The organism is Streptomyces hirsutus (assembly GCF_001418415.1).
In the GTDB taxonomy this organism is placed as follows: domain Bacteria; phylum Actinomycetota; class Actinomycetes; order Streptomycetales; family Streptomycetaceae; genus Streptomyces; species Streptomyces hirsutus.
On record NZ_LIQT01000025.1, the window covers coordinates 14,523 to 33,911 of the forward strand.

Annotated in this window: 17 protein-coding genes, 1 pseudogene and 1 riboswitch; of the genes and pseudogenes, 5 read left to right on the forward strand and 13 right to left on the reverse strand. The window is 72.9% G+C overall.

The window, feature by feature from the left end; translation table 11 throughout:
* Positions 1 to 16: 16 nt before the first annotated feature.
* From ectB to AOK11_RS02205, 3 genes are all read right to left on the reverse strand, one after another.
* On the reverse strand, positions 17 to 1,288 hold the full coding sequence (gene ectB / locus AOK11_RS02195; RefSeq protein WP_055591918.1) for a diaminobutyrate--2-oxoglutarate transaminase: 1,272 nt from the start codon (positions 1,286 to 1,288) through the stop codon (positions 17 to 19).
* Positions 1,289 to 1,376: 88 nt separating this feature from the next.
* Positions 1,377 to 1,883 (reverse strand): diaminobutyrate acetyltransferase, encoded by a 507-nt coding sequence (ectA, locus tag AOK11_RS02200; RefSeq protein ID WP_055591919.1) that lies wholly within the window; start codon positions 1,881 to 1,883, stop codon positions 1,377 to 1,379.
* A 517-nt stretch (positions 1,884 to 2,400) separates the two neighbouring features.
* Complete coding sequence (locus AOK11_RS02205) at positions 2,401 to 3,504, reverse strand: pyridoxal-phosphate-dependent aminotransferase family protein (RefSeq protein WP_055591920.1); 1,104 nt, start codon at positions 3,502 to 3,504, stop codon at positions 2,401 to 2,403.
* Positions 3,505 to 3,824: 320 nt separating this feature from the next.
* Here AOK11_RS02205 and AOK11_RS02210 point away from each other — a divergent pair, with 320 nt between their 5' ends.
* From AOK11_RS02210 to AOK11_RS02230, 5 genes are all read left to right on the forward strand, one after another.
* Positions 3,825 to 4,679 (forward strand): transporter substrate-binding domain-containing protein, encoded by an 855-nt coding sequence (locus AOK11_RS02210; RefSeq protein WP_055591921.1) that lies wholly within the window; start codon positions 3,825 to 3,827, stop codon positions 4,677 to 4,679.
* A gap of 4 nt (positions 4,680 to 4,683) precedes the next feature.
* On the forward strand, positions 4,684 to 5,517 hold the full coding sequence (locus AOK11_RS02215; protein WP_055591922.1) for an amino acid ABC transporter permease: 834 nt from the start codon (positions 4,684 to 4,686) through the stop codon (positions 5,515 to 5,517).
* The gene (locus tag AOK11_RS02220; RefSeq protein ID WP_240497176.1) at positions 5,514 to 6,374 is read left to right on the forward strand and encodes an amino acid ABC transporter ATP-binding protein; all 861 of its coding nucleotides are present in this window, start codon (positions 5,514 to 5,516) and stop codon (positions 6,372 to 6,374) included. The genes AOK11_RS02215 and AOK11_RS02220 overlap by 4 nt, the downstream gene beginning before the upstream one ends.
* Positions 6,375 to 6,602: 228 nt before the next feature.
* Complete coding sequence (locus AOK11_RS02225; RefSeq protein ID WP_055591923.1) at positions 6,603 to 7,694, forward strand: amidohydrolase family protein; 1,092 nt, start codon at positions 6,603 to 6,605, stop codon at positions 7,692 to 7,694.
* Between the two features lie 271 nt (positions 7,695 to 7,965).
* A complete protein-coding gene (locus AOK11_RS02230) occupies positions 7,966 to 8,982 on the forward strand; it encodes an SCO1860 family LAETG-anchored protein (RefSeq protein ID WP_055591924.1) in 1,017 nt (338 codons plus the stop codon).
* Between the two features lie 116 nt (positions 8,983 to 9,098).
* On the opposite strand, the gene cobC is transcribed toward AOK11_RS02230, so the two are convergent.
* The 10 genes and pseudogenes from cobC to AOK11_RS02280 all read right to left on the reverse strand — a co-directional run.
* On the reverse strand, positions 9,099 to 10,157 hold the full coding sequence (cobC, locus tag AOK11_RS02235; protein ID WP_055591925.1) for an Rv2231c family histidinol phosphate aminotransferase CobC: 1,059 nt from the start codon (positions 10,155 to 10,157) through the stop codon (positions 9,099 to 9,101).
* A 49-nt stretch (positions 10,158 to 10,206) separates the two neighbouring features.
* Positions 10,207 to 10,641 (reverse strand): annotated as a pseudogene (locus AOK11_RS02240) (cobalamin biosynthesis protein); the annotation flags it as partial.
* Entirely contained in the window at positions 10,638 to 12,068 is a 1,431-nt protein-coding gene (locus AOK11_RS02245) for a cobyrinic acid a,c-diamide synthase CobB (protein WP_388220133.1), read from the reverse strand. The gene AOK11_RS02245 and the pseudogene AOK11_RS02240, both read right to left, overlap by 4 nt.
* Positions 12,065 to 12,664 carry a cob(I)yrinic acid a,c-diamide adenosyltransferase gene (gene cobO / locus AOK11_RS02250; RefSeq protein ID WP_055591928.1) on the reverse strand — a complete coding sequence of 200 codons (600 nt, stop codon included), beginning with the start codon at positions 12,662 to 12,664 and terminating at the stop codon, positions 12,065 to 12,067. Before cobO ends, AOK11_RS02245 begins: the two co-directional genes overlap by 4 nt.
* On the reverse strand, positions 12,664 to 14,712 hold the full coding sequence (locus AOK11_RS02255) for a putative cobaltochelatase (protein ID WP_055591929.1): 2,049 nt from the start codon (positions 14,710 to 14,712) through the stop codon (positions 12,664 to 12,666). Before AOK11_RS02255 ends, cobO begins: the two co-directional genes overlap by 1 nt.
* Positions 14,709 to 14,933 carry a hypothetical protein gene (locus AOK11_RS02260; protein ID WP_055591930.1) on the reverse strand — a complete coding sequence of 75 codons (225 nt, stop codon included), beginning with the start codon at positions 14,931 to 14,933 and terminating at the stop codon, positions 14,709 to 14,711. The genes AOK11_RS02255 and AOK11_RS02260 overlap by 4 nt, the downstream gene beginning before the upstream one ends.
* On the reverse strand, positions 14,930 to 16,465 hold the full coding sequence (locus tag AOK11_RS02265) for a cobyric acid synthase (RefSeq protein WP_055591931.1): 1,536 nt from the start codon (positions 16,463 to 16,465) through the stop codon (positions 14,930 to 14,932). The genes AOK11_RS02260 and AOK11_RS02265 overlap by 4 nt, the downstream gene beginning before the upstream one ends.
* 8 nt (positions 16,466 to 16,473) lie before the next feature.
* Entirely contained in the window at positions 16,474 to 17,460 is a 987-nt protein-coding gene (locus AOK11_RS02270) for a cobalamin biosynthesis protein (protein ID WP_055591932.1), read from the reverse strand.
* Positions 17,461 to 17,585: 125 nt separating this feature from the next.
* A riboswitch (cobalamin riboswitch) is annotated at positions 17,586 to 17,724 on the reverse strand.
* A 303-nt stretch (positions 17,725 to 18,027) separates the two neighbouring features.
* Positions 18,028 to 18,249: a hypothetical protein gene (locus AOK11_RS02275; RefSeq protein WP_055591933.1), complete on the reverse strand. Its 222-nt coding sequence runs from the start codon at positions 18,247 to 18,249 to the stop codon at positions 18,028 to 18,030.
* A gap of 68 nt (positions 18,250 to 18,317) precedes the next feature.
* The coding region (locus AOK11_RS02280; RefSeq protein WP_055591934.1) for an inorganic phosphate transporter at positions 18,318 to 19,389 on the reverse strand (1,072 nt) is incomplete at its 5' end.

The window sequence follows — 19,389 nt, forward strand, 5'->3', positions numbered from 1 at the left end:
CGGTGGTCCGGACGGTTCAGGCGGTCTCGCGGACGGCGCGGGCCAGTGTGGTCAGCCCCTCGTCCAGCTCGTCCGGGGTGATGGTCAGGGCCGGAAGGAGTTTGACGACCTCGCTCTCCGGGCCGGACGTCTCGATCAGCAGCCCGAGCTCGAAGGCGCGCGCGGCGATGTGTCCGGCCCGCGCCTTGTCGTGGAACTCCATGCCCCACACGAGCCCGCGACCGCGGTACTCCTTCACGTCGGCGCGGTTCTCCTCGGCGATGGCGGCCATCGCCTGCTCGACCTGCTCGCCGCGCGCACGGGTCTGCTTCTCCATCGCCGACCCGTCGGCCCAGTAGGCCTCGAGGGCGGCGGTCGCCGTGACGAAGGCCGGGTTGTTGCCGCGGAAGGTGCCGTTGTGCTCGCCCGGCTCCCAGATGTCCAGCTCGGGCTTGAACAGGGTCAGCGCCATCGGCAGTCCGTAGCCGCTGATCGACTTGGACACGGTGACGATGTCGGGCGTGATGCCGGCCTCCTCGAAGGAGAAGAAGGCGCCGGTGCGGCCGCAGCCCATCTGGATGTCGTCGACGATGAGCAGCATGTCCTGGCGTTCGCACAGCTCGGCCAGGGCGCGCAGCCACTCGGGCCGGGCGACGTTGATGCCGCCTTCGCCCTGCACGGTCTCGACGATCACCGCGGCGGGCTTGTTGAGGCCGGAGCCCTGGTCCTCCAGGAGCCGCTCGAACCACAGGAAGTCGGGGACCTGGCCGTCGAAGTAGTTGTCGAACGGCATCGGCGTGCCGTGCACCAGCGGGATGCCCGCCCCGGCGCGTTTGAAGGCGTTGCCGGTCACGGCGAGGGAGCCCAGCGACATGCCGTGGAAGGCGTTGGTGAACGAGACGATCGCCTCGCGGCCCTTCACCTTCCGGGCCAGCTTCAGCGCCGACTCCACGGCGTTGGTGCCGGTCGGGCCCGGGAACATGACCTTGTACGGCAGGTCGCGCGGACGCAGGATCCAGTTCTGGAAGGACTCCAGGAACGCGCGCTTGGCCGTCGTCGACATGTCGAGCCCGTGCGTGACGCCGTCCCGCTCCAGGTAGTCGATCAGCGCCCGTTTCAGTACCGGGTTGTTGTGGCCGTAGTTGAGTGAGCCGGCTCCGGCGAAGAAGTCGAGGTACTCATGGCCGTCCTCGTCGTACATGCGGCTGCCGTGCGCTCGGTCGAACACGGTGGGCCAGCCGCGGCAGTAGCTGCGCACCTCGGACTCAAGGGTCTCGAAGACGCTCAGATCGGGCTGGGTGATGGTCACGACGAATCGCTCCTCAGTGGCGTGGGAAGTCAGAGGGAGTCCGGGACCGGCGGGGTGACGCACGGGTCCGTGTGCGTGGGGCCGGTGGTCAGGGGGAGAGGGGACCGATGCGGTACAGCACCTCGGGCTCGTGCGGTCCGTCGGGGAACTGCTCCGCCTCGAACAGCACCTCGCGCTCCAGCCGGGCCCCGTGGCGTTCGGCGAACGCGGTGAACAGGCGCTCGGACGCGGTGTTCCCCGGTGTGATGGTGGTCTCCACGGTGGTCACTCCGTGTTCCGCGACGGTCCGTGCGGCCAGACCGTCGAGCAGAGCGGCGGCCAGGCCCCGGCCGCGGTGCGTCTCGTCCACCGCGACCTGCCAGACGAGCAGGGTGTGCGGGCTGTCCGGCCGTACGTAGCCGGTGACGAAGCCGATCGGCTCCCCGCCGGCGTCACGTGCGACGGCGGATGTGGCGGCGAAGTCCCGGCACCACAGGAGATAGCTGTACGACGAGTTCAGGTCGAGGGTTTTCGAGTCCCTTGCTATCCGCCACAGCGCGGCTCCGTCCGCCGGGGCGGGGCGGTCGATTTGCGGGTCTGCTTGTGCGGCAGTCATGTGAATTGAACTTACCCAGGTAAATTCGAAAATGCATCGGCTGTCGGGGTTACCTGAGTGGCTTGTCTATGTTATCGCGCGAGCGTGAAGCCGCAAGCGGAAGCCTGGCGGAATGTCCCTGTTCGGGCGGGATTCAAGCCGCAAATCGGCCACCTTGTGGAGCTGGTCACAAGTCCATAACGCCCGCGATCATGTCCGGGATGCGTCGGTTCCGGACTGTGGAAAATCGATGCGTTTAGGGTCGATGAAAGGGGGCAGAAGGACATGGGAAACTGCTCTGGAAGGTATTATTTAAATAAGGGGGAGAATGGCGAGCGAGAATACCCGGGAAAGGCTTCCGGTAATCCTGTGAATTTATGCCTGGATTCCTGTGTCCCGTTCGGTGACACCGTTGTCACGCTGCGGTGCCGTCGGCGACGCGCTCCGGAAAGGGGCCGGCGTCGACCCCTGCGGCCCGCGTGCGCCCCGGCGGGCGAGTGCCGGCTGCCCGGCGCCGGGCGGGGCGGCGGTCGGTCGCCTACCGCCAGCCGTGGTCGGCCGCTCGCAGGGCCCCCTGCACGTCCACCGGCAGGCCCTGCTCCGCCAGTGCCGTGCCCAGGGCCGTCAGGCTCGCCCGGACCGCGCCCCGGGTCGCGTCAGGGCCGTAGTGGTTGACGCGGATCATCTCCTTCGCCAGCGACCCGCCCCCCGCCGCCAGCGGCAGCGCCGGGTCCACGGCCAGGGCGCGGGCCACCAGTTCGGAGGCCACCGCGCCCGACGGGGCCCGCAGGGTCGTGGCGACCGGGGCCGCCTCCGCCGCGTCGTGGACGTACGGCTCCAGGCCGCCGCCCAGTGCGAGCGCCCCCGCCCGGGTCGCCGCCGCGGCCGCCGCGTGCCGTGCCGTCAGCGTCTCCAGGCCCACCGCCTCGATGCGCTCCACGCACGCCTCCAGCGCCAGCATCTCCAGCTGTGCCGGAGCGTGCGGCAGTACCGCGCGACCCCCGTCGATCCAGCGCTGCTTCCAGTCCAGCAGGGACAGGTACGAGCGGCGCGGCGCCCGCGGGTTCGCCGCCATCCGGGCCCACGCCCGCTCGCTCACCGACACCGCCGACACGCCGGCCGGGCCGCCCATCGCCTTCTGCGCCCCGATCACGCACAGGTCCACGCCCCACGCGTCCGGCAGCACCGGTTCCGCCCCGATCGACGCCACCGCGTCCAGGTAGAACAGCGCCCCGTGCGCCCGCACCGCCTCGCCGATCTCCGCGACCGGGTTGGTGTTGCCGGTGGCCGCCTCCGCGTGCACCAGGGAGACGAAGTCGATCTCCGGGTGCGCGGCGAAGGCCTCGCGGATCTGCCCGGCCGTCACCGCCGTGTGGAACGGCACCGCCAGATCGATCACCGCGGCGCCGCAGTCCCGCAGCCAGTCGCCGAAGGTCTGCCCGTACGGGCCCGTGACGACGTTCAGCGCGGTCGTGCCGGGGCCGGCGGTCGCGCGGATCGCGCCTTCCAGTGGAAGCAGCGCCTCGCCCTGCATGATCACGACGTCCTGCGTGGTGCGCAGCAGCCGCGCCACGCGGTCCTCGATCGAGGCGAAGCGCGCGGCGCTCAGCGGGGCCAGACCGAGGAAGGGGTGGGTGCTCACGGCGTTGCTCTCCAGATCACGGCTCTACGGCGCCACGGGTCGTGCGCGGGGCACGGGGCATGGGGCACGGGTTCGACGGAGTCGAGCGTATCCCCGGCTCCCGGTGAACCCGGTCCGGGCCCCGGGAGCCCGCCCTGACGTCCGGGCCGGGCCGACGGGGCGCCCGGTCCGGACGTCAGGGCGCCCGGTCGGACTGCCGGGAAGTCCCTTCCCACGCCCGGTTCTTAGGTCGGACGGCGCCGCAGCCATCGGTTTGGTTTGAGTAACCCAAACTTCTCCTTATAATCAGAACCTCATTTGTTCCCTACCAGGAGGCCTCAGTGAAGACGCTCCTCGGCCGCAGGACCCGTGTTCTGGCCGCCACCACCGCGACGGCCGGGCTGGTGCTCCTGACCGCCTGCACCTCCACCGACGACGGGGACGGCGGCGCCTCCAAGACCGCGGCCGGCGGCGTCGAACTCGCCAAGGCGGGGCAGCTCACCACCTGCACCCACCTCCCGTACCCGCCCTTCCAGTCGGAGATCGACGGCAAGGTGCAGGGCTTCGACGTGGCGCTGATCGACCTGGTCGCCGACGACCTGGAAGTGAAGCAGGCGATCGTCGACACACCGTTCGAGAACTTCAAGACCGGCGCGTTCCTCAACTCCGGCGAGTGCGACCTGGCCGCGGCCGGTATGACCATCACCGAGGAACGCAAGAAGAACGTCGACTTCTCGGACCCGTACTTCAACGCCACCCAGGCCGTCCTCGTCGACAAGAAGGCCGGCGTCACCTCGCTCGCCGACGTGAAGTCGAAGAACGTCAAGATCGGCGCCCAGGCGCAGACCACCGGCGAGGACTACGTCAAGAAGGAGGGCTTCGACCCGGTCTCCTTCGAGTCCTCCGACGCCGTCCTCAACGGCCTGCGTACCGGCCAGGTCAAGGCCGTCGTCATCGACTTCCCGGTGGTCCAGGGCTGGCTCAAGGACAAGGCCACCGCCGACGCCTTCGAGGTCGTCGACAACCTCGACACCGGTGAGCAGTACGGCTTCACCGTGAAGAAGGGCAACACCGCGCTCCAGAAGGCCGTCAACAAGGCGCTCTCGGACGCCAAGGCCGACGGCACGTACAAGAAGCTGTACGAGCAGTGGATCGGCCCGTACGACGAGTCCGCCGCCGAACCGTCTGCCACCTGATCCCATGGCCGACACGAAGGTGCCTCCGGAGCTGCGGAAGAAGGGCCTGACCCGGAGCCAGAAGCGCCGGCTGTCGCGCGGCGCCCAGTACGTCGTCTTCGTCGCCGCCGTGGCCGCCTTCGTGGCCTCGGCGGACTGGGGCAGGCTGAAGAACCAGTTCGCCCAGCTCGACATCGCCGAGCGGATGTTCCCGGACATCATCACCCTGGCGCTGAAGAACACCGTGCTCTACACGGTGACCGGCTTCGTCGTCGGACTCGCCCTCGGCCTGCTCCTCGCGCTGATGCGGCTGTCGTCGGTCGGCCCGTACCGCTGGCTGGCGGGCATCTACATCGAGATCTTCCGGGGCCTGCCCGCCCTGCTGATCTTCATCTTCATCGGCGTGGCCGTGCCGCTCGCCTTCCCCGGCACGGAGATCGTCGGCGGCACCTACGGCAAGGTCGCCCTCGCGCTCGGCCTGGTGGCCGCCGCCTACATGGCCGAGACGATCCGCGCGGGCATCCAGGCGGTGCCCAAGGGGCAGATGGAGGCGGCCCGTTCGCTGGGTTTCTCGCCCGCGCGGGCCATGGTCTCGATCATCATCCCGCAGGCTTTCCGGGTCATCCTGCCGCCGCTCACCAACGAACTCGTCCTGCTCTTCAAGGACTCCTCGCTGGTGCTGTTCCTCGGCGTCACCCTGGAGGAGCGCGAACTGTCCAAGTACGGCCGCGACCTGGCCAGCCAGACCGCCAACTCCACCCCGATCCTGGTCGCCGGCCTGTGCTACCTGCTGATCACCATTCCGCTCGGCTTCGTCGTACGCCGTATGGAGGCCAAGGCCCAGGAGGCCGTCAAATGAGCCAGCCGGACAACCAGCCGGACGGGCAGACCGGCGAGCAGCCGGAGAGCCGGACCGGTAACCCGGAGATCCGGGTCAGCGGGCTGCACAAGTCGTTCGGCAGCAACGAGGTGCTGCGCGGCATCGACCTGGAGATCCGCCGGGGCGAGGTCGTCTGCGTGATCGGGCCGTCCGGCTCGGGCAAGTCGACCCTCCTGCGGTGCGTGAACCTGCTCGAGGAACCCACCAAGGGTCAGGTGTACGTCGGCGGTACGGAGCTCACCGACCCGGACGTCGACATCGACGCCGCCCGCCGCCGGATCGGCATGGTCTTCCAGCAGTTCAACCTCTTCCCGCACCTCACCGTCACCGAGAACCTCACCCTGCCGCAGCGCCGGGTGCTGAAGCGGGGCAAGGCGGAGGCCGCCCGGACCGCCGCCGCGAACCTGGAGCGGGTCGGTCTCGCGGAGAAGGCGGACGCCTACCCGTCCTCCCTCTCCGGCGGCCAGCAGCAGCGCGTCGCCATCGCCCGGGCGCTGGCCATGGGCCCCGAGGTGATGCTGTTCGACGAGCCGACCTCGGCGCTCGACCCCGAGCTGGTCGGCGACGTGCTGGCGGTGATGCGGATGCTGGCCGACGAGGGCATGACGATGATGGTCGTCACCCACGAGATGACCTTCGCCCGCGAGGTCGCCGACCGGGTCGTCTTCATGGACGGCGGGGTGATCGTCGAGGACGGCGCCCCCGACCAGGTCATCGGCGCCCCCCGGCACGAACGCACCCGGCACTTCCTCTCCCGGCTCCTCGACCCCGCCATGGCGGACGTGGAGGAGGAGACCTCCGAGCAGGTGGGCAAGTCCAGCCCGCGGCTCACCTGATCTCCTTCGAACGGGTGAAGTTCCTGCCGTGCGCTGCGAGAACCGAGCGCGCACACCGTGTCGATCGACAGCCAGGACGACCTACCCGAGCGTTGCTCGGCAGACCGGGCGGGTTCCGTCCCGGCCGGTGGTGAGGGAGCAGGACCTCGCAGGTCGCTGACCTGTGGGGATTCCTGAGCCAGGAATCCCTCTGCTCCAACTGGGGGAGAGTTCAATAAAGTGCCGTGCATGAGCGAACGCGCGGTGCTGCACGTGAAGGGGCGGATCCTCGTCGGACCCGACGAGGTCCGCGACGAGCTGTGGGTCGTCGACGGCCGGATCTCCTACGACCGCCCCGCCGGGGCCCGCGACGTGAGGACCGTCGAGGGCTGGGTGCTGCCCGGACTGGTCGACGCCCACTGCCACGTGGGCCTCGACCGGCACGGGGCGGTCCCCGACCACGTCGCCGAGAAGCAGGCGCTCACCGACCGCGACGCCGGCGCCCTGCTGCTGCGGGACGCGGGATCACCGTCCGACACCCGCTGGATCGACGACCGCGACGACCTCCCGAAGATCATCCGGGCCGGCCGGCACATCGCCCGCACCCGCCGCTACATCCGCAACTACGCATGGGAGGTCGAACCCGACGACCTCGTCGCGTACGTCGCGCAGGAGGCCCGGCGCGGCGACGGCTGGGTGAAACTCGTCGGCGACTGGATCGACCGCGACCTCGGCGACCTGTCGGCCTGCTGGCCGCGCGGTGCCGTCGAGGCGGCGATCGCCGAGGCGCACCGGCTGGGCGCCCGCGTCACCGCGCACTGCTTCGCCGAGGACTCCCTGCGGGACCTGGTCGAGGCCGGCATCGACTGCGTCGAGCACGCGACGGGCCTGACCGACGACACCATCCCGCTGTTCGCCGAACGGGGCGTGGCGATCGTCCCGACCCTCGTCAACATCGCCACCTTCCCGGGCCTCGCCGACGGCGGCGAGTCCAAGTTCCCGCGTTGGTCGGCCCACCTGCGCCGGCTCCACGAGCGCCGCTACGACACCGTGCGCTCCGCCTACGACGCCGGTATCCCCGTCTTCGTCGGTACGGACGCCGGAGGCACCCTCCCGCACGGCCTCGCGGGGGCCGAGGTCGCCGAACTCGTCACCGCCGGCATCCCGCCCGTCGACGCCCTCGCGGCCGGCACCTGGGCGGCCCGCGCCTGGCTCGGACGCCCCGGCCTGGACGAGGGCGCCCCGGCCGACCTCGTCGTCTACGCCTCCGACCCGCGCGCCGACGTACGGGTGCTGGCGGACCCGCGCAGGGTGGTACTGAACGGGCACGTGGTCGCGTAGGGACGACACGGCCCGGGAGCGTGGTGCGGAGGGACGCCGCGGTCCGGGGGCATGGTGCGGAGCGGAGGACACGGCCCGGTGGCCGAAACCCGCCCACCGGGTGGTGCTCGGACGACGGAGGGGAACGGCCGTGCCCCTGGAACCTCCGGGAATCGAATGCATCGGCGGACTCGCCACGAAGGAGTGAAGAGTTGTCGGATTGCTGACGATCCCCTCCGGATGCGGTCATTCTTTCCGGGTCCCACCCACGTCTCATGGGGGTCCCACCACCTTGAACAGCACCAACTTCCGTATGCCCGCACGCCGTTGGGCCGTCGTCGCCACGGCCACCGTCCTTGCCGCAGGTCCCGCGGCACTGGCCGGAGCGGGCACGGCGCAGGCCACCGGGGAACACGGCAGCGCGAGCGCGGCCGTCCTGCGCACCGGGCTCGACGTCGCCCTGCTCGACAAGACCGCGAACGTCCCGCTCACGGTCTCCCTCAACGAGGTCCACGCGCCGCAGAGCGCGCGCAGGACCGCCCTCACCGCGGACCTGGAGGGCGTCGACAAGGGCAAGCCCTTCAGCGTGCTGCGCGCGGAGGTGGCCGACGCGAAGGCGACGGTCGAGGGGAACAGGGCCGAGGCCTCCACCACCCTCGCCAAGGCCCGGATCCATCTGCCCGGACTTCCCCTGCTGTCGCTCGTCGAGCTCGAGACGGTCACCTCCAAGGCCGTCTGCGAAACCGGTCGCACCCCGCTCGCCTCGGCCACCCTGCCCGGCACGGTGACGGTGCTCGGCAAGCGCACCAGGCTGACCGCCTCCGGCCCCACCGAGGTCAAGGTGCCGGGCGTCGGCGAGGTCCGCCTGGACCTGTCGAAGACGGAGACCACCTCCCGTACGGCCGCCGCCACCGCACTGCAGCTCAAGGTGTCCGTCAACCCGCTGAAGCTGAACGTCGCCGAGGTCAACGGCACCGTCACCCTCGCCGAGGCCACGTGCGAGGCCCCGGGCGCCGATGCCGCCCCCGCTCCCGCCGCTCCCGCCGCTCCCGCCGAGCAGCAGGAGCCGGAGCCGGAGCGGCAGCAGGAGGAGGAGCGGGCCGACACGGCCGCACCCCCGGCCGGCAGCGGCACCGACACCGACGTCAAGCCCCAGGGCGCACGGGCCGAACAGGCGGCACCGGCCCGGGCGGACCTGGCGGAGACGGGCGGCGACTCGACGACTCCGTACGTCGCGGGCGGCGCCCTCGCCCTCCTCGCGGCGGGCGGCGCGGCGGTCCTGCTGTCCCGCAGGGGGCGCCGCGCCTGACACCGGCGTGTCGTGGCCGCCGCACCTGACACCGGCGGCCACTACGACGAGGCCGGCGGCCCGGGGCCGGCGGGTGGGGGACGGGCCGCCGCGGCCGGGCCGCCGCCGTGCGCGGCTCAGCTCGGCTCGGCTCGGCTCGCGTCCAGGGCCCGGCCCAGCGCCTCCAGGAACGCGTCCGTCGTCCCACGGTCGCGTACCGCGACGCGCAGCCAGCGCTGGTCGAGGCCCGGGAAGGTGTCCCCGCGCCGTACCGCGAAACCGAGTGCGCGCAGGCGTTCCCGTACGGCCGCCGCGTGCGGGAGACGCAGGAGGACGAAGGGGCCCTCGGCGCCTTCCACGGCCCGTACCCCGCGGTCGGCGAACTCCCCGAGGCCGGTGAGGAGACGGGAGCGGTCCGCGGCGGTGCGGCGGGCCGCCTCGTCCGCCTCCGCCAGAGCCCTGGGCCCCACGCACGCCTCCGCCGCCGCCAGCGCGGGCGTGGACACCGGCCACAGGGGCTGCGCCCGCGTCAGCAGCCCGATCGTCTCCGGCCCGGCCAGGACGTACCCGATGCGCAGTCCCGCCAGGCCCCACGTCTTGGTGAGGCTGCGCAGGACCACCAGCCCCGGTACGTCCGTCCGGCCCGCCAGTGCCTCCCGCTCGCCCGGCACCGCGTCCAGGAACGCCTCGTCCACGACCAGGGTCCGGCCCGGCCGGGCGAGCCGGGCGATGTCGGCGGCCGGGTGCAGTACGGACGTCGGATTCGTCGGGTTGCCGATCACCACCAGGTCCGCGGCCTCGGGAACCGCGCCGGGATCCAGCCGGAAACCGTCCTCCTCCCGCAGCAGCACCCGGTCGACCGTGTGCCCCGCGTCCCGCAGCGCCGCCTCCGGCTCGGTGAACTGCGGATGCACCACCACCGGCCGGCGCACCTTCAGCGCCCGCGCCAGCAGCACGAACGCCTCCGCCGCCCCCGCCGTCAGCAGCACCCGCTCCACTGGCAGCCCGTGCCGCGCTGCCACCGCGGCCCGCGCCGCCCGCCCGTCCGGGTAGGCGGCGAGGCCGGCCACCGACCCGGCGATGTGCTCGCGCAGCCACGCCGGGGGAGTGCCCGCACGGACGTTCACGGCGAGGTCGACCAGCGCGGAGCCGTCGTCCCGGACCTCGGCGTCTCCGTGGTGTCGCAGGTCGTGCATGCTGTCCTCCGGTTCAGTTCGCAGGGGAGCGCGGGTGCGTGTGCGGTGCCGGCCGCCGTACGACGGCACAGGTCGCCCTCGCCGGCTGCCCGTCCGCGCGCTCCGACTTGCGCTTGGGCACGAGGAGTTCACCCCCGCCGGCCAGCGCGGCGGCCTCCGCGACCGACGGGATGCCGACGGCGGCCAGCGGCGCGTCGGACGGGTGGGGCACCTCGACGCGCGCCAGTTCCTCGGAGCCGTGGACCACCAGGGGCACCCCCAGCCGCCGGGCCGCCTCCACGATGCCGGGCTCCTCGGCCTTCGCGTCCCCGGTGGCCAGGTGGGCGAGCGAGGCGGAGGACAGCCCGGCGTCGCGCAGGGCCGCCTCGATCAGCGTGAGCACCTCCTCGGCCGGGACGCCCTTCGAGGCGCCGACCCCGACGACGAGGGACGGCGGCCCAAGGACGGCCTCGCGCGCGCGGCCGCTCGTCCCGCCGCCGCTCATGAGGTCCGGCACCGCTCCACGAACCGGCGGGCCACCCCGGGCTCGGCCGCCCAGTGCGTGTGCAGATAGCTGGCGTGCACACCGCGCCGCACGAAGCCCTCGACGCGCGGTTCCGGTGTCCGCACACCCCACGCGGGCGCGTCCCCCGCGCCGGGCTCGACGACGGTGCGGTGGAACTCGTGGCCCCGCATCCGCGTCCCGGCCCGGGCCAGCACGCTGTCCGACACGGCCACCGCGTCCCGGTAACCGAGGGTGAGCCGCTCGGTCATCCGCGCGGTGGCGTCCAGCACCCCGCACAGGGGCAGACCGTCCAGCTCCCGGCACAGATACAGCAGTCCCGCACACTCGGCGGCCACCGGGGCACCGCTCAGGGCCAGTTCGGCGACGGCCTTGCGCAGCGGCTCGTTGGCCGACAGCTCGGTGGCGTACATCTCGGGAAACCCGCCCCCGACGACCACTCCCCGGGTCCCCTCGGGCAGCTTCTCGTCCCGCAGAGGATCGAAGACGACGACCTCGGCCCCGGCAGCGGCGAGCAGCTCCGCATGCTCCGCGTAGGAGAACGAGAACGCCGCCCCGCCGGCGACGGCGACCACCGCCGGCCCCTCCGGGAGCCCGGCCCCCGGGGCAGGGAGGGGGAGGGGCGGCGGGGGAGAGGAAACAAGAGCCGCCGCCGCGTCCCACTCCGCACACGACAGGTCCCCGGCCCTGTGGGCCAGCGCGACCAACGCCTCCAGATCACACCCGGCGGCCACCTGCGCGGCCATCGCCGCGACCGCCTCCACCGCACTGTCCCGCCGCTCGGCGACTGGCACCAGCCCCAGATGCCGCGACGGTGTGCCGACCCGCGGAGCCCGCCGCACCACACCGAGCACCGGCACCCCCGACGACTCCAACGCATCCCGCAGCAAAGCCTCGTGACGGTCCGACGCGACCTTGTTGAGGATCACGCCCCCGATCCGCACCTCCGGATCCCACGTCACGAACCCGTGCACCAGCGCCGCCACCGAACGGGACTGCGACGACGCGTCCACGACCAGCACCACCGGCGCCCGCAGCAGCTTCGCCACCTGGGCCGTGGACGCCAGCTCCTCCTGCCCCGCGGCCCCGTCGTACAGCCCCATCACGCCTTCGACGACCGCGATGTCGCACCCGCGCGCCCCGTGCAGGAACAGCGGACCGATCAGGTCGGGCCCGCACAGGTACGCGTCCAGGTTGCGCCCCACCCGCCCGGTGGCCAGCGAGTGGTACCCGGGGTCGATGTAGTCCGGCCCGACCTTGTGCGGGGACACGGCCAGCCCCCGCGCGGCGAGCGCGGCCATCAGGCCCGTGGCGACAGTGGTCTTGCCGCTGCCCGACGAGGGCGCGGCGACGACCAGCCGGGGCGGCGCCGCGGACGCTCGTGCCGACGACGGCACCGACGCTCTCACCACTCGATGCCCCTCTGCCCCTTCTGCCCCGCGTCCATCGGGTGTTTGACCTTGGACATGTCGGTCACGAGGTCGGCGAAGTCCACGAGCTTCTCCGGCGCGTTCCGCCCGGTGATCACGACGTGCTGGGTCCCGGGCCGCTTACGCAGCACCGACACGACCTCGTCGGTGTCGACCCAGCCCCAGTGCATCGGGTACGCGAACTCGTCCAGCACGTACAGCCGGTACGTCTCGGCGGCCAGGTCCCGCTTGACCTGCTCCCAGCCCTCCCGGGCCTTCTCCTCGTTGTCCAGCTGGGCGTCCCGCTGCACCCAGGACCAGCCCTCGCCCATCTTGTGCCAGTCGACGCTGCCCCCCTCGCCGGAGGCGCCGAGCACCCGCAGCGCGTTCTCCTCGCCGACCTTCCACTTCGCCGACTTGACGAACTGGAACACCCCGATCGGCCAGCCCTGGTTCCAGGCCCGCAGCGCCAGCCCGAAGGCGGCCGTCGACTTGCCCTTCCCGACGCCCGTGTGCACGACGACCAGCGGCCGGTTGCGCCGCTGACGCGTCGTCAGCCCATCCTGCGGTACGACACTCGGCTGTCCCTTCGGCATTACGCCGCCCTCCTCGTTCCGGCACCCTGCACATCCCTGACCAGCCCGGCGATCGAGTCCGCCCGCAACTCGTCCAGCGTCACCGCCGTACCGTCCAACTCACCCGCGAGCTGCCCCGCCAGACCCAGGCGCACCGGCCCCGCCTCGCAGTCCACCACCACGGAGGCCGTCCCTTCGGCGGCCAGCAGCCGCGCCGCCCGCCCGGCGAGGGCGACCGGCTGCGGGCCACCGGTGGCCCGCCCGTCGGTCACCACCACGACCAGCGGCCGCCGCGCCGGGTCCCGCAGCCGCTCCACGCGCAGCACCTCGTGCGCCCTGAGCAGCCCCGCCGCGAGCGGTGTACGCCCGCCGGTCGGCAGCGACTCCAGCCGGGCCGCCGCCGCGTCCACGGACGAGGTCGGCGGCAGCGCCACCTCGGCGGCCGCACCGCGGAAGGTCACCAGTCCCACCTTGTCCCGCCGCTGGTAGGCGTCGAGCAGCAGCGACAACACGGCACCCTTCACGGCGCTCATCCGCTGCCGCGCGGCCATCGACCCGGAGGCGTCGACCACGAACAGCACGAGATTGGACTCGTGGCCCTCCCGCACCGCTTGCCTGAGATCGTCCCGCCGGACCACCAGCCCCGGGCCGCTGCGCCCCCGCACCCGCTGATGCGGCGCCGCGGCCCGCACGGTGGCGGCCAGATGCAACGTGGTCAGCGCACCCCGAGGCCGGCGCGCCCCGGTGGTCCGCCCGCGGTCGGTCCGCGCCCGCGACCGCCGCCCGGCGGCACCCTCGCCGATGCCGGGGACACTCAGCACCTTCGTACGGAAGGGCTCGGAAGCACGCGCCGGGGCCCGCTCACCCGCGCCGCCACCGGGCCCCGCCTGCGGCTTTCCGGCCTCATCGGCCTCGGGCCGCGCGGCGACGTCACCGTCGCCGGGCGGCCCGTCGTCGGGCTCCGGCTGCCCGCCGGGACCACCGCCGGGACCCGGCCCGTCGCCGTCGCCGTCCCCGTCGTCGTTCCCCGCCTCGTCCCCGTCCCCGTCCTCGTTCTGCCCGCCGAACCGCTCCAGCGTCTCGTCGAGCTTGTCCTCGTCGAGCCCCGGCGCGTCGAACGGGTTGCGCCGCCGCCGGTGGGGGAGGGCCAGCAGCGCGGCCTGCCGTACGTCCTCGGCCAGCACGTCCGTCCGCCCGGCCCAGGCCGCCAGCGCGGTCGCGGTGCGCGCCATCACGATGTCGGCACGCATGCCGTCCACCTCGAAGGCGCCGCACGTGGCCGCGATCTGCAGCAGTGCCCCCTCACCCAGTCGCACCGACGGCAGCAACTCCCGCGCCGCCATGATCCGCTGCCGTACGGCAGTCTCCTCGCCGGCCCAGCGTGCGGCGAACTCCTCCGGGGCGTCGTCGTAGGCCAGCCTGCGCCGCACGACCTCCACCCGCTGGTCCGGCTCCCGCGAGGCCTTGACCTCCACGGTCAGTCCGAACCGGTCCAGCAACTGGGGCCGCAGCTCGCCCTCCTCGGGATTCATGGTCCCGACGAGCAGGAAGCGCGCCGCGTGCCGTACGGAGACACCCTCGCGCTCGACGTACGAGGCGCCCATGGCGGCCGCGTCCAGCAGCAGGTCGACGAGATGGTCGTTCAGAAGGTTGACCTCGTCGACGTACAGGATCCCCCGGTGGGCGCCCGCGAGCAGGCCCGGTTCGAAGGCCTTCACCCCCTCCGCGAGCGCCCGCTCGATGTCGAGGGCACCCACCAGCCGGTCCTCGGAGGCACCGACCGGAAGTTCGACGAGGGCCGTGGGGCGGCGCGCCCCGGGGCGGGACTCATGCGGTCCGTCGGGGCACGACGGGTCCGGGGCCGCGGGGTCGCAGGAGAACCGGCAGCCGGGTACGACCTCGGTCTCCGGCATCAGCGCGGCCAGCGCCCTGACGGCCGTCGACTTCGCGGTCCCCTTCTCCCCCCGCACGAGAACGCCACCCACCTGGGGTGACACCGCGTTCAGCAGCAGGGCCAACCGCAGGTCGTCCTGGCCGACGACGGCGGTGAAGGGATAGGGCGTACTCACGCGGTGATCACTCCTTCGGATGGTGTCCGGCTGTTCAGCCCGGCCGCGGGCCGCGGGACCGCCGGGATCGAAACCTGCTCTCCGCCGGCCCGGGGGCGGATCTCCCGGCCGTCCACGGCCCCGGCGTCCGGGCCGCCGTGCTCTCGTGTGCCGGCGCTCCCCGCCGTCACGATCCGCCGGAGCCCCGCCGAGCCGAGGGCCGGCCGCACCACGGTGTTCATGCGGGCGCTCCCGGTGGAACGAACGGCAGTCCCCGCGGGGCGCCGGACTCGATGAGCCGCCACAGCGCGTCCGTGTCCGCGTGCTGTTCGATCAGATCGCCGAGCCGGTCGAGCTGCTCCTCGCGCAGCGCGGCGAACGAGGTGTCGGGGGCCGGTACGAAACGACGTCCCGCGGCGGCGGCCACCTCGCGCAGGAAGGCCCGGCGGAAGCCGTCCGACTCCAGCGAACCGTGCCAGTGCGTGCCCCAGGTCTGCCCGACCCGGCAGCCGTCCAGGCCGTGTCCCCTCCCATCGGAGATGAACGCCTCCCCTCCCCGTACGTCGGCGACCCCGTGATGGATCTCGTAGCCCTCGACGGGCTCGCCGAGGGCCTCCCCGACGGGCCGCTCGAGCGTCTTCTCCCGGGCGAACCGCACCCGTACGGGCAGGATCCCGAGCCCGTCGACCCGGCCGGCGCGGCTCTCCACGTCGTCCTCGATGTGCTCGCCGAGGATCTGGAAGCCCCCGCAGATCCCGAGCACGGGCCGTCCCTCGGCCGCCCGCCGCCGCAGCGCGTCCGCGAGCCCGCGCTCCCGCAGCCACTGAAGCGCCCGTACGGTGCCGCGCGTGCCCGGCACCACCACGAGGTCGGCGTCGGCCAGTTCCTCGGGCCGGTCCACGAAACGGACCACGACGCCCGGTTCCGCGGCCAGCGCGTCCACGTCCGTGAAGTTGGACATCAGCGGCACCGCGCACACGGCGATGCGCAGCACGTCCTCGCCGACCGGCGCGGCGACCGCGGACTCCCGTACGGCGCCCCGCAGGGACACCGCCAGTCCGTCCTCCTCGTCGATGCCGAGCCCGTGTCGGAAGGGCAGCACGCCGTACGTGTGCCGCCCGGTCAGACCGTGCAGCATGTCCAGGCCGGGCTCCAGCAGCGAGACATCGCCCCGGAACTTGTTCACCAGGAAGCCGGCGACCAGCTCCTGGTCCTCGCGCGACAGCAGCGCGACGGTGCCGAAGAAGGAGGCGAAGACCCCGCCGCGGTCGATGTCGCCGACGACGAGGACGGGGAGCGAGGCGTTCCTGGCGATCCCCATGTTGACGATGTCGGTGCGCCGCAGATTGATCTCGGCCGGGCTGCCGGCCCCTTCGCAGATCACCGCGTCGTACGTGGCCCGCAGCTGCGCGAGGGAGTCCAGCACCGTGCCCAGGAGCTGTTGTTGCCGCCCGCCGTGGTAGCCGCGCGCGCTCATCTCACCGACCGGCCTGCCCAGCAGCACGACCTGGCTGCTCCGTTCCCCGCCCGGCTTGAGCAGCACCGGGTTCATCAGCGCGGTCGGCTCGATCCGGCAGGCCTGGGCCTGCATGGCCTGCGCCCGCCCGATCTCGGCGCCCTCCCGCGTCACGAACGAGTTCAGCGACATGTTCTGCGCCTTGAACGGCGCGACCTTGACGCCCTGCCGCACCAGCCACCGGCAGATCCCGGCGGTCACCACACTCTTGCCGGCGTCCGACGTCGTACCGGCGACCAGCAGCCCGCCGCCCGTCATACCGCCCCTCATGCCGTACGCCCCTTTCCGCGCACCCGGGGGACGGCCCGCGCAACGGCCCGTACACCGATGCGCGCGGCGGCGCCGACGCCGAGTGCCAGCCAGCCGACACGCCGTGAGAGCCGTACCGTGCGGTCGATGTCCGCCACGGTCACGGCACGGCCGCCGCCGTTGAGCACGGGCCGGTGCTCGACCCGTCCGGCGTAGGACAGCGTCCCGCCGAGCCGCACGCCGAGCGCGCCCGCGAAGGACGCCTCCACGGGCCCGGCGTTGGGACTCGGATGCTTCGCGGCATCCGTGCGCCAGGCCAGGACGGCACCCCGCGGGTCCGGCCCGGCGACCGCGGCGAGTGCGGCGGTCAGCCGCGCTCCGGGCCACCCGGCGACGTCGTCGAGGCGCGCGGAGGCCCAGCCGTACCGCAGATGGCGGGGGGACTTGTGGCCGACCATGGCGTCCAGGGTGTTGACGGCCCGGAACCCGAGCAGCCCCGGCACACCGGCGACGGCACCCCACACCAGGGCGCCCACCACGGCGTCGGAGGTGTTCTCGGCGACGGACTCCACGACCGCGCGGGCGATCCCTTCGGCGTCCAGCGCCTGCGGGTCCCGTCCGCACAGGTGCGGCAGCCGGGCCCGCGCCGCCTCGATTCCCTCGGCGGTCCCTGACTCCAGGGCGCGCCCGATGGCGCGGGCCTCCCGGGCCAGCGACGTCCCTCCGACGACGGCCCAGGTGGCCGCGCCGGTCAGGGCGACGGAGGCGGCGGGGGAGGATCGTGCGCAGCGGGCGGCCAGGCTCCCCAGAGCGACGGTCCCGCCGACGCAGACGGCGGCGTGCAGCGCGCCCCGGCCCCGGTCGTCCTGCCACAGAACCCGTTCCACGGCAGCCGCGGCCCGCCCGAAAGCGGCGACCGGATGCCCTCGGCGGGGATCGCCGAGAAGCAGGTCGCCGAGGAGGCCGGCGGCGGCGCCGTACGCGAACTCGCGATCGGCACCCATGGGGTCAGCCGGTGAGGGATCCGGCGGGAGTGGCCGCCCCGAGCCGGGGCGGAGCATCGCTGGTCGACCTCAACAGGCAGCCGGGCATGGCGGTATGTCCTCACTCAGGGTGTCCACGCCCTGGTTCGACGAGACCGGCGGTGGGAGTTCCTGGCTTCCGGGGTCGTTCACCCCGGTGACAGTGGCGGGACCGCGCCGGATTCGCACCGGCTTCCTCTCCTGCCGCCGTAATGGCTCCGGAAGTCCACCACGGTCCGGAAGAACCGTCAACTTGCCTTTGACCTGCGAGGCTGAAGTGTGCTGAGGCCCACAGAGGTGTTTCGGAGGGTGAACCGCGGGCCGGGGGCCTGTGGCGTGACGGGCGGTACGGGAACGGCCGGCAGGCGGTCCGGGAGCGGTCGGCGGATGGTCCGGGAACCGCGCAACGGGCGGTACGGAGGCAAGGTGCCCCGCACCGCCCGCCGGACGGACGACATGACCCCGACCGGGACGCCGGCCCGGGTGCTGCCCCGTGATCAGGCGCCGTCAGGCGAATCGGACAGCCCTCGGACAGTCGTCAGGCAGTCGTCAGGCCATGATCAGATAGATCCCGTACGCCACCGCCGCCGCGCAGGCCGCGAAGCAGGCGTAGGCGCCGGTGACCGCCAGGACCGTGGACTGGCCCTGGGCGGCGGCCCGCTCACGGCGGGACAGGCCGGTGATGCCCAGGGTGAACAGGGCCACCAGGGCCACGGTGACCACGAGGCTGACGCCGAAGACGGAACCGAGGGCCGCCCAGTCGATCTTCATGGTGCTCTTCTCCTACGTGTCTTCCTGGGTGTCTTCCTGCGGGGCCTTCTGCGTGTCTTCCCGCGGGGTCAGACCGTGGTCCTGGCCGGAGGGGTCGCCGGGTCGGCGGGAGCCGGGATGGTGGCCGAGAGCTCCTCGGTCACGGGGCCCGCCGGAGGGGGGGCCACCGCGGCCATGGCCGCGGTCACGACGCCGCTCTGCTCCTCGTCGAGGGCGTCGGAGGCGTCGGTGCCGGCGGTGTCATCGGTGTCGTTGACGTTGGTGTGGTCGACGACCTCGCGCCGGGAGATCTTCCAGATCGCCGCACTGGAGGTGATCAGGAAGGCCGCGACGAGAGCGGTGCCCCAGCTGCCGAAGCCGCAGACCCACTCGGCGATCGCCGCGACGATGGCCGCCGCCGGCAGCGTCAGACCCCAGGCGACGAACATCCGGGTGGCCGTCGACCAGCGGACCACGCCGCCCTTGCGGCCCAGACCCGCGCCCATCACGGAACCGGAGACGGAGTGCGTGGTGGACAGGGAGAAACCGAGGTGGGAGGAGGCCAGGATGACCGTCGCGGCGCTGGTCTGGGCGACGAAGCCCTGCTGCGGCTGGAGGTCGGTCAGGCCCTTGCCCATGGTGCGGATGATGCGCCAGCCGCCGAGGTAGGTGCCGAGCGCGATGGCGACGCCCGCGGAGACGATGACCCACATCGGCGGGTCGGAGTCCGGGGCGAGAGTGCCGCCGGCGACCAGGGCCAGGGTGATGATGCCCATCGTCTTCTGGGCGTCGTTGGTGCCGTGGGCCAGGGAGACCAGACCGGCGGAGGCGATCTGTCCGGCCCGGTAGCCCTTCTTGGAGGCCTTGCTGTCGGCCGACCTGCGGCCCATGCGGTAGGTCAGCCGGGTCGCGAACATCGCGGCCAGGCCGGCGACCAGCGGCGCGGCGATCGCGGGGATCAGCACCTTGGTGACCAGGACGTCGCCGTGCACCGCGCCGAAGCCCGCCGAGGCGACGGTGGCGCCGATCAGGCCGCCCATCAGGGCGTGCGAGGAGCTGGACGGCAGACCGACCAGCCAGGTCAGGAGGTTCCAGAGGATCGCGCCGACCAGTGCGGCGAAGATGACCTCGGGACGGATGCCGGCCTCGTCGACGAGGCCC

Coding starts and splice junctions, on each gene's coding strand:
- AOK11_RS02215 (WP_055591922.1), top strand. CDS start 4,684: ATGGCCGACACGAAGGTGCCTCCGGAGCTGCGGAAGAAGGGCCTGACC.
- cobO (WP_055591928.1), bottom strand. CDS start 12,664: ATGCCGAAGGGACAGCCGAGTGTCGTACCGCAGGATGGGCTGACGACG.
- AOK11_RS02220 (WP_240497176.1), top strand. CDS start 5,514: ATGAGCCAGCCGGACAACCAGCCGGACGGGCAGACCGGCGAGCAGCCG.
- AOK11_RS02275 (WP_055591933.1), bottom strand. CDS start 18,249: ATGAAGATCGACTGGGCGGCCCTCGGTTCCGTCTTCGGCGTCAGCCTC.
- ectA (WP_055591919.1), bottom strand. CDS start 1,883: ATGACTGCCGCACAAGCAGACCCGCAAATCGACCGCCCCGCCCCGGCG.
- AOK11_RS02225 (WP_055591923.1), top strand. CDS start 6,603: ATGAGCGAACGCGCGGTGCTGCACGTGAAGGGGCGGATCCTCGTCGGA.
- AOK11_RS02270 (WP_055591932.1), bottom strand. CDS start 17,460: ATGGGTGCCGATCGCGAGTTCGCGTACGGCGCCGCCGCCGGCCTCCTC.
- AOK11_RS02260 (WP_055591930.1), bottom strand. CDS start 14,933: ATGAACACCGTGGTGCGGCCGGCCCTCGGCTCGGCGGGGCTCCGGCGG.
- AOK11_RS02265 (WP_055591931.1), bottom strand. CDS start 16,465: ATGACGGGCGGCGGGCTGCTGGTCGCCGGTACGACGTCGGACGCCGGC.
- cobC (WP_055591925.1), bottom strand. CDS start 10,157: ATGCACGACCTGCGACACCACGGAGACGCCGAGGTCCGGGACGACGGC.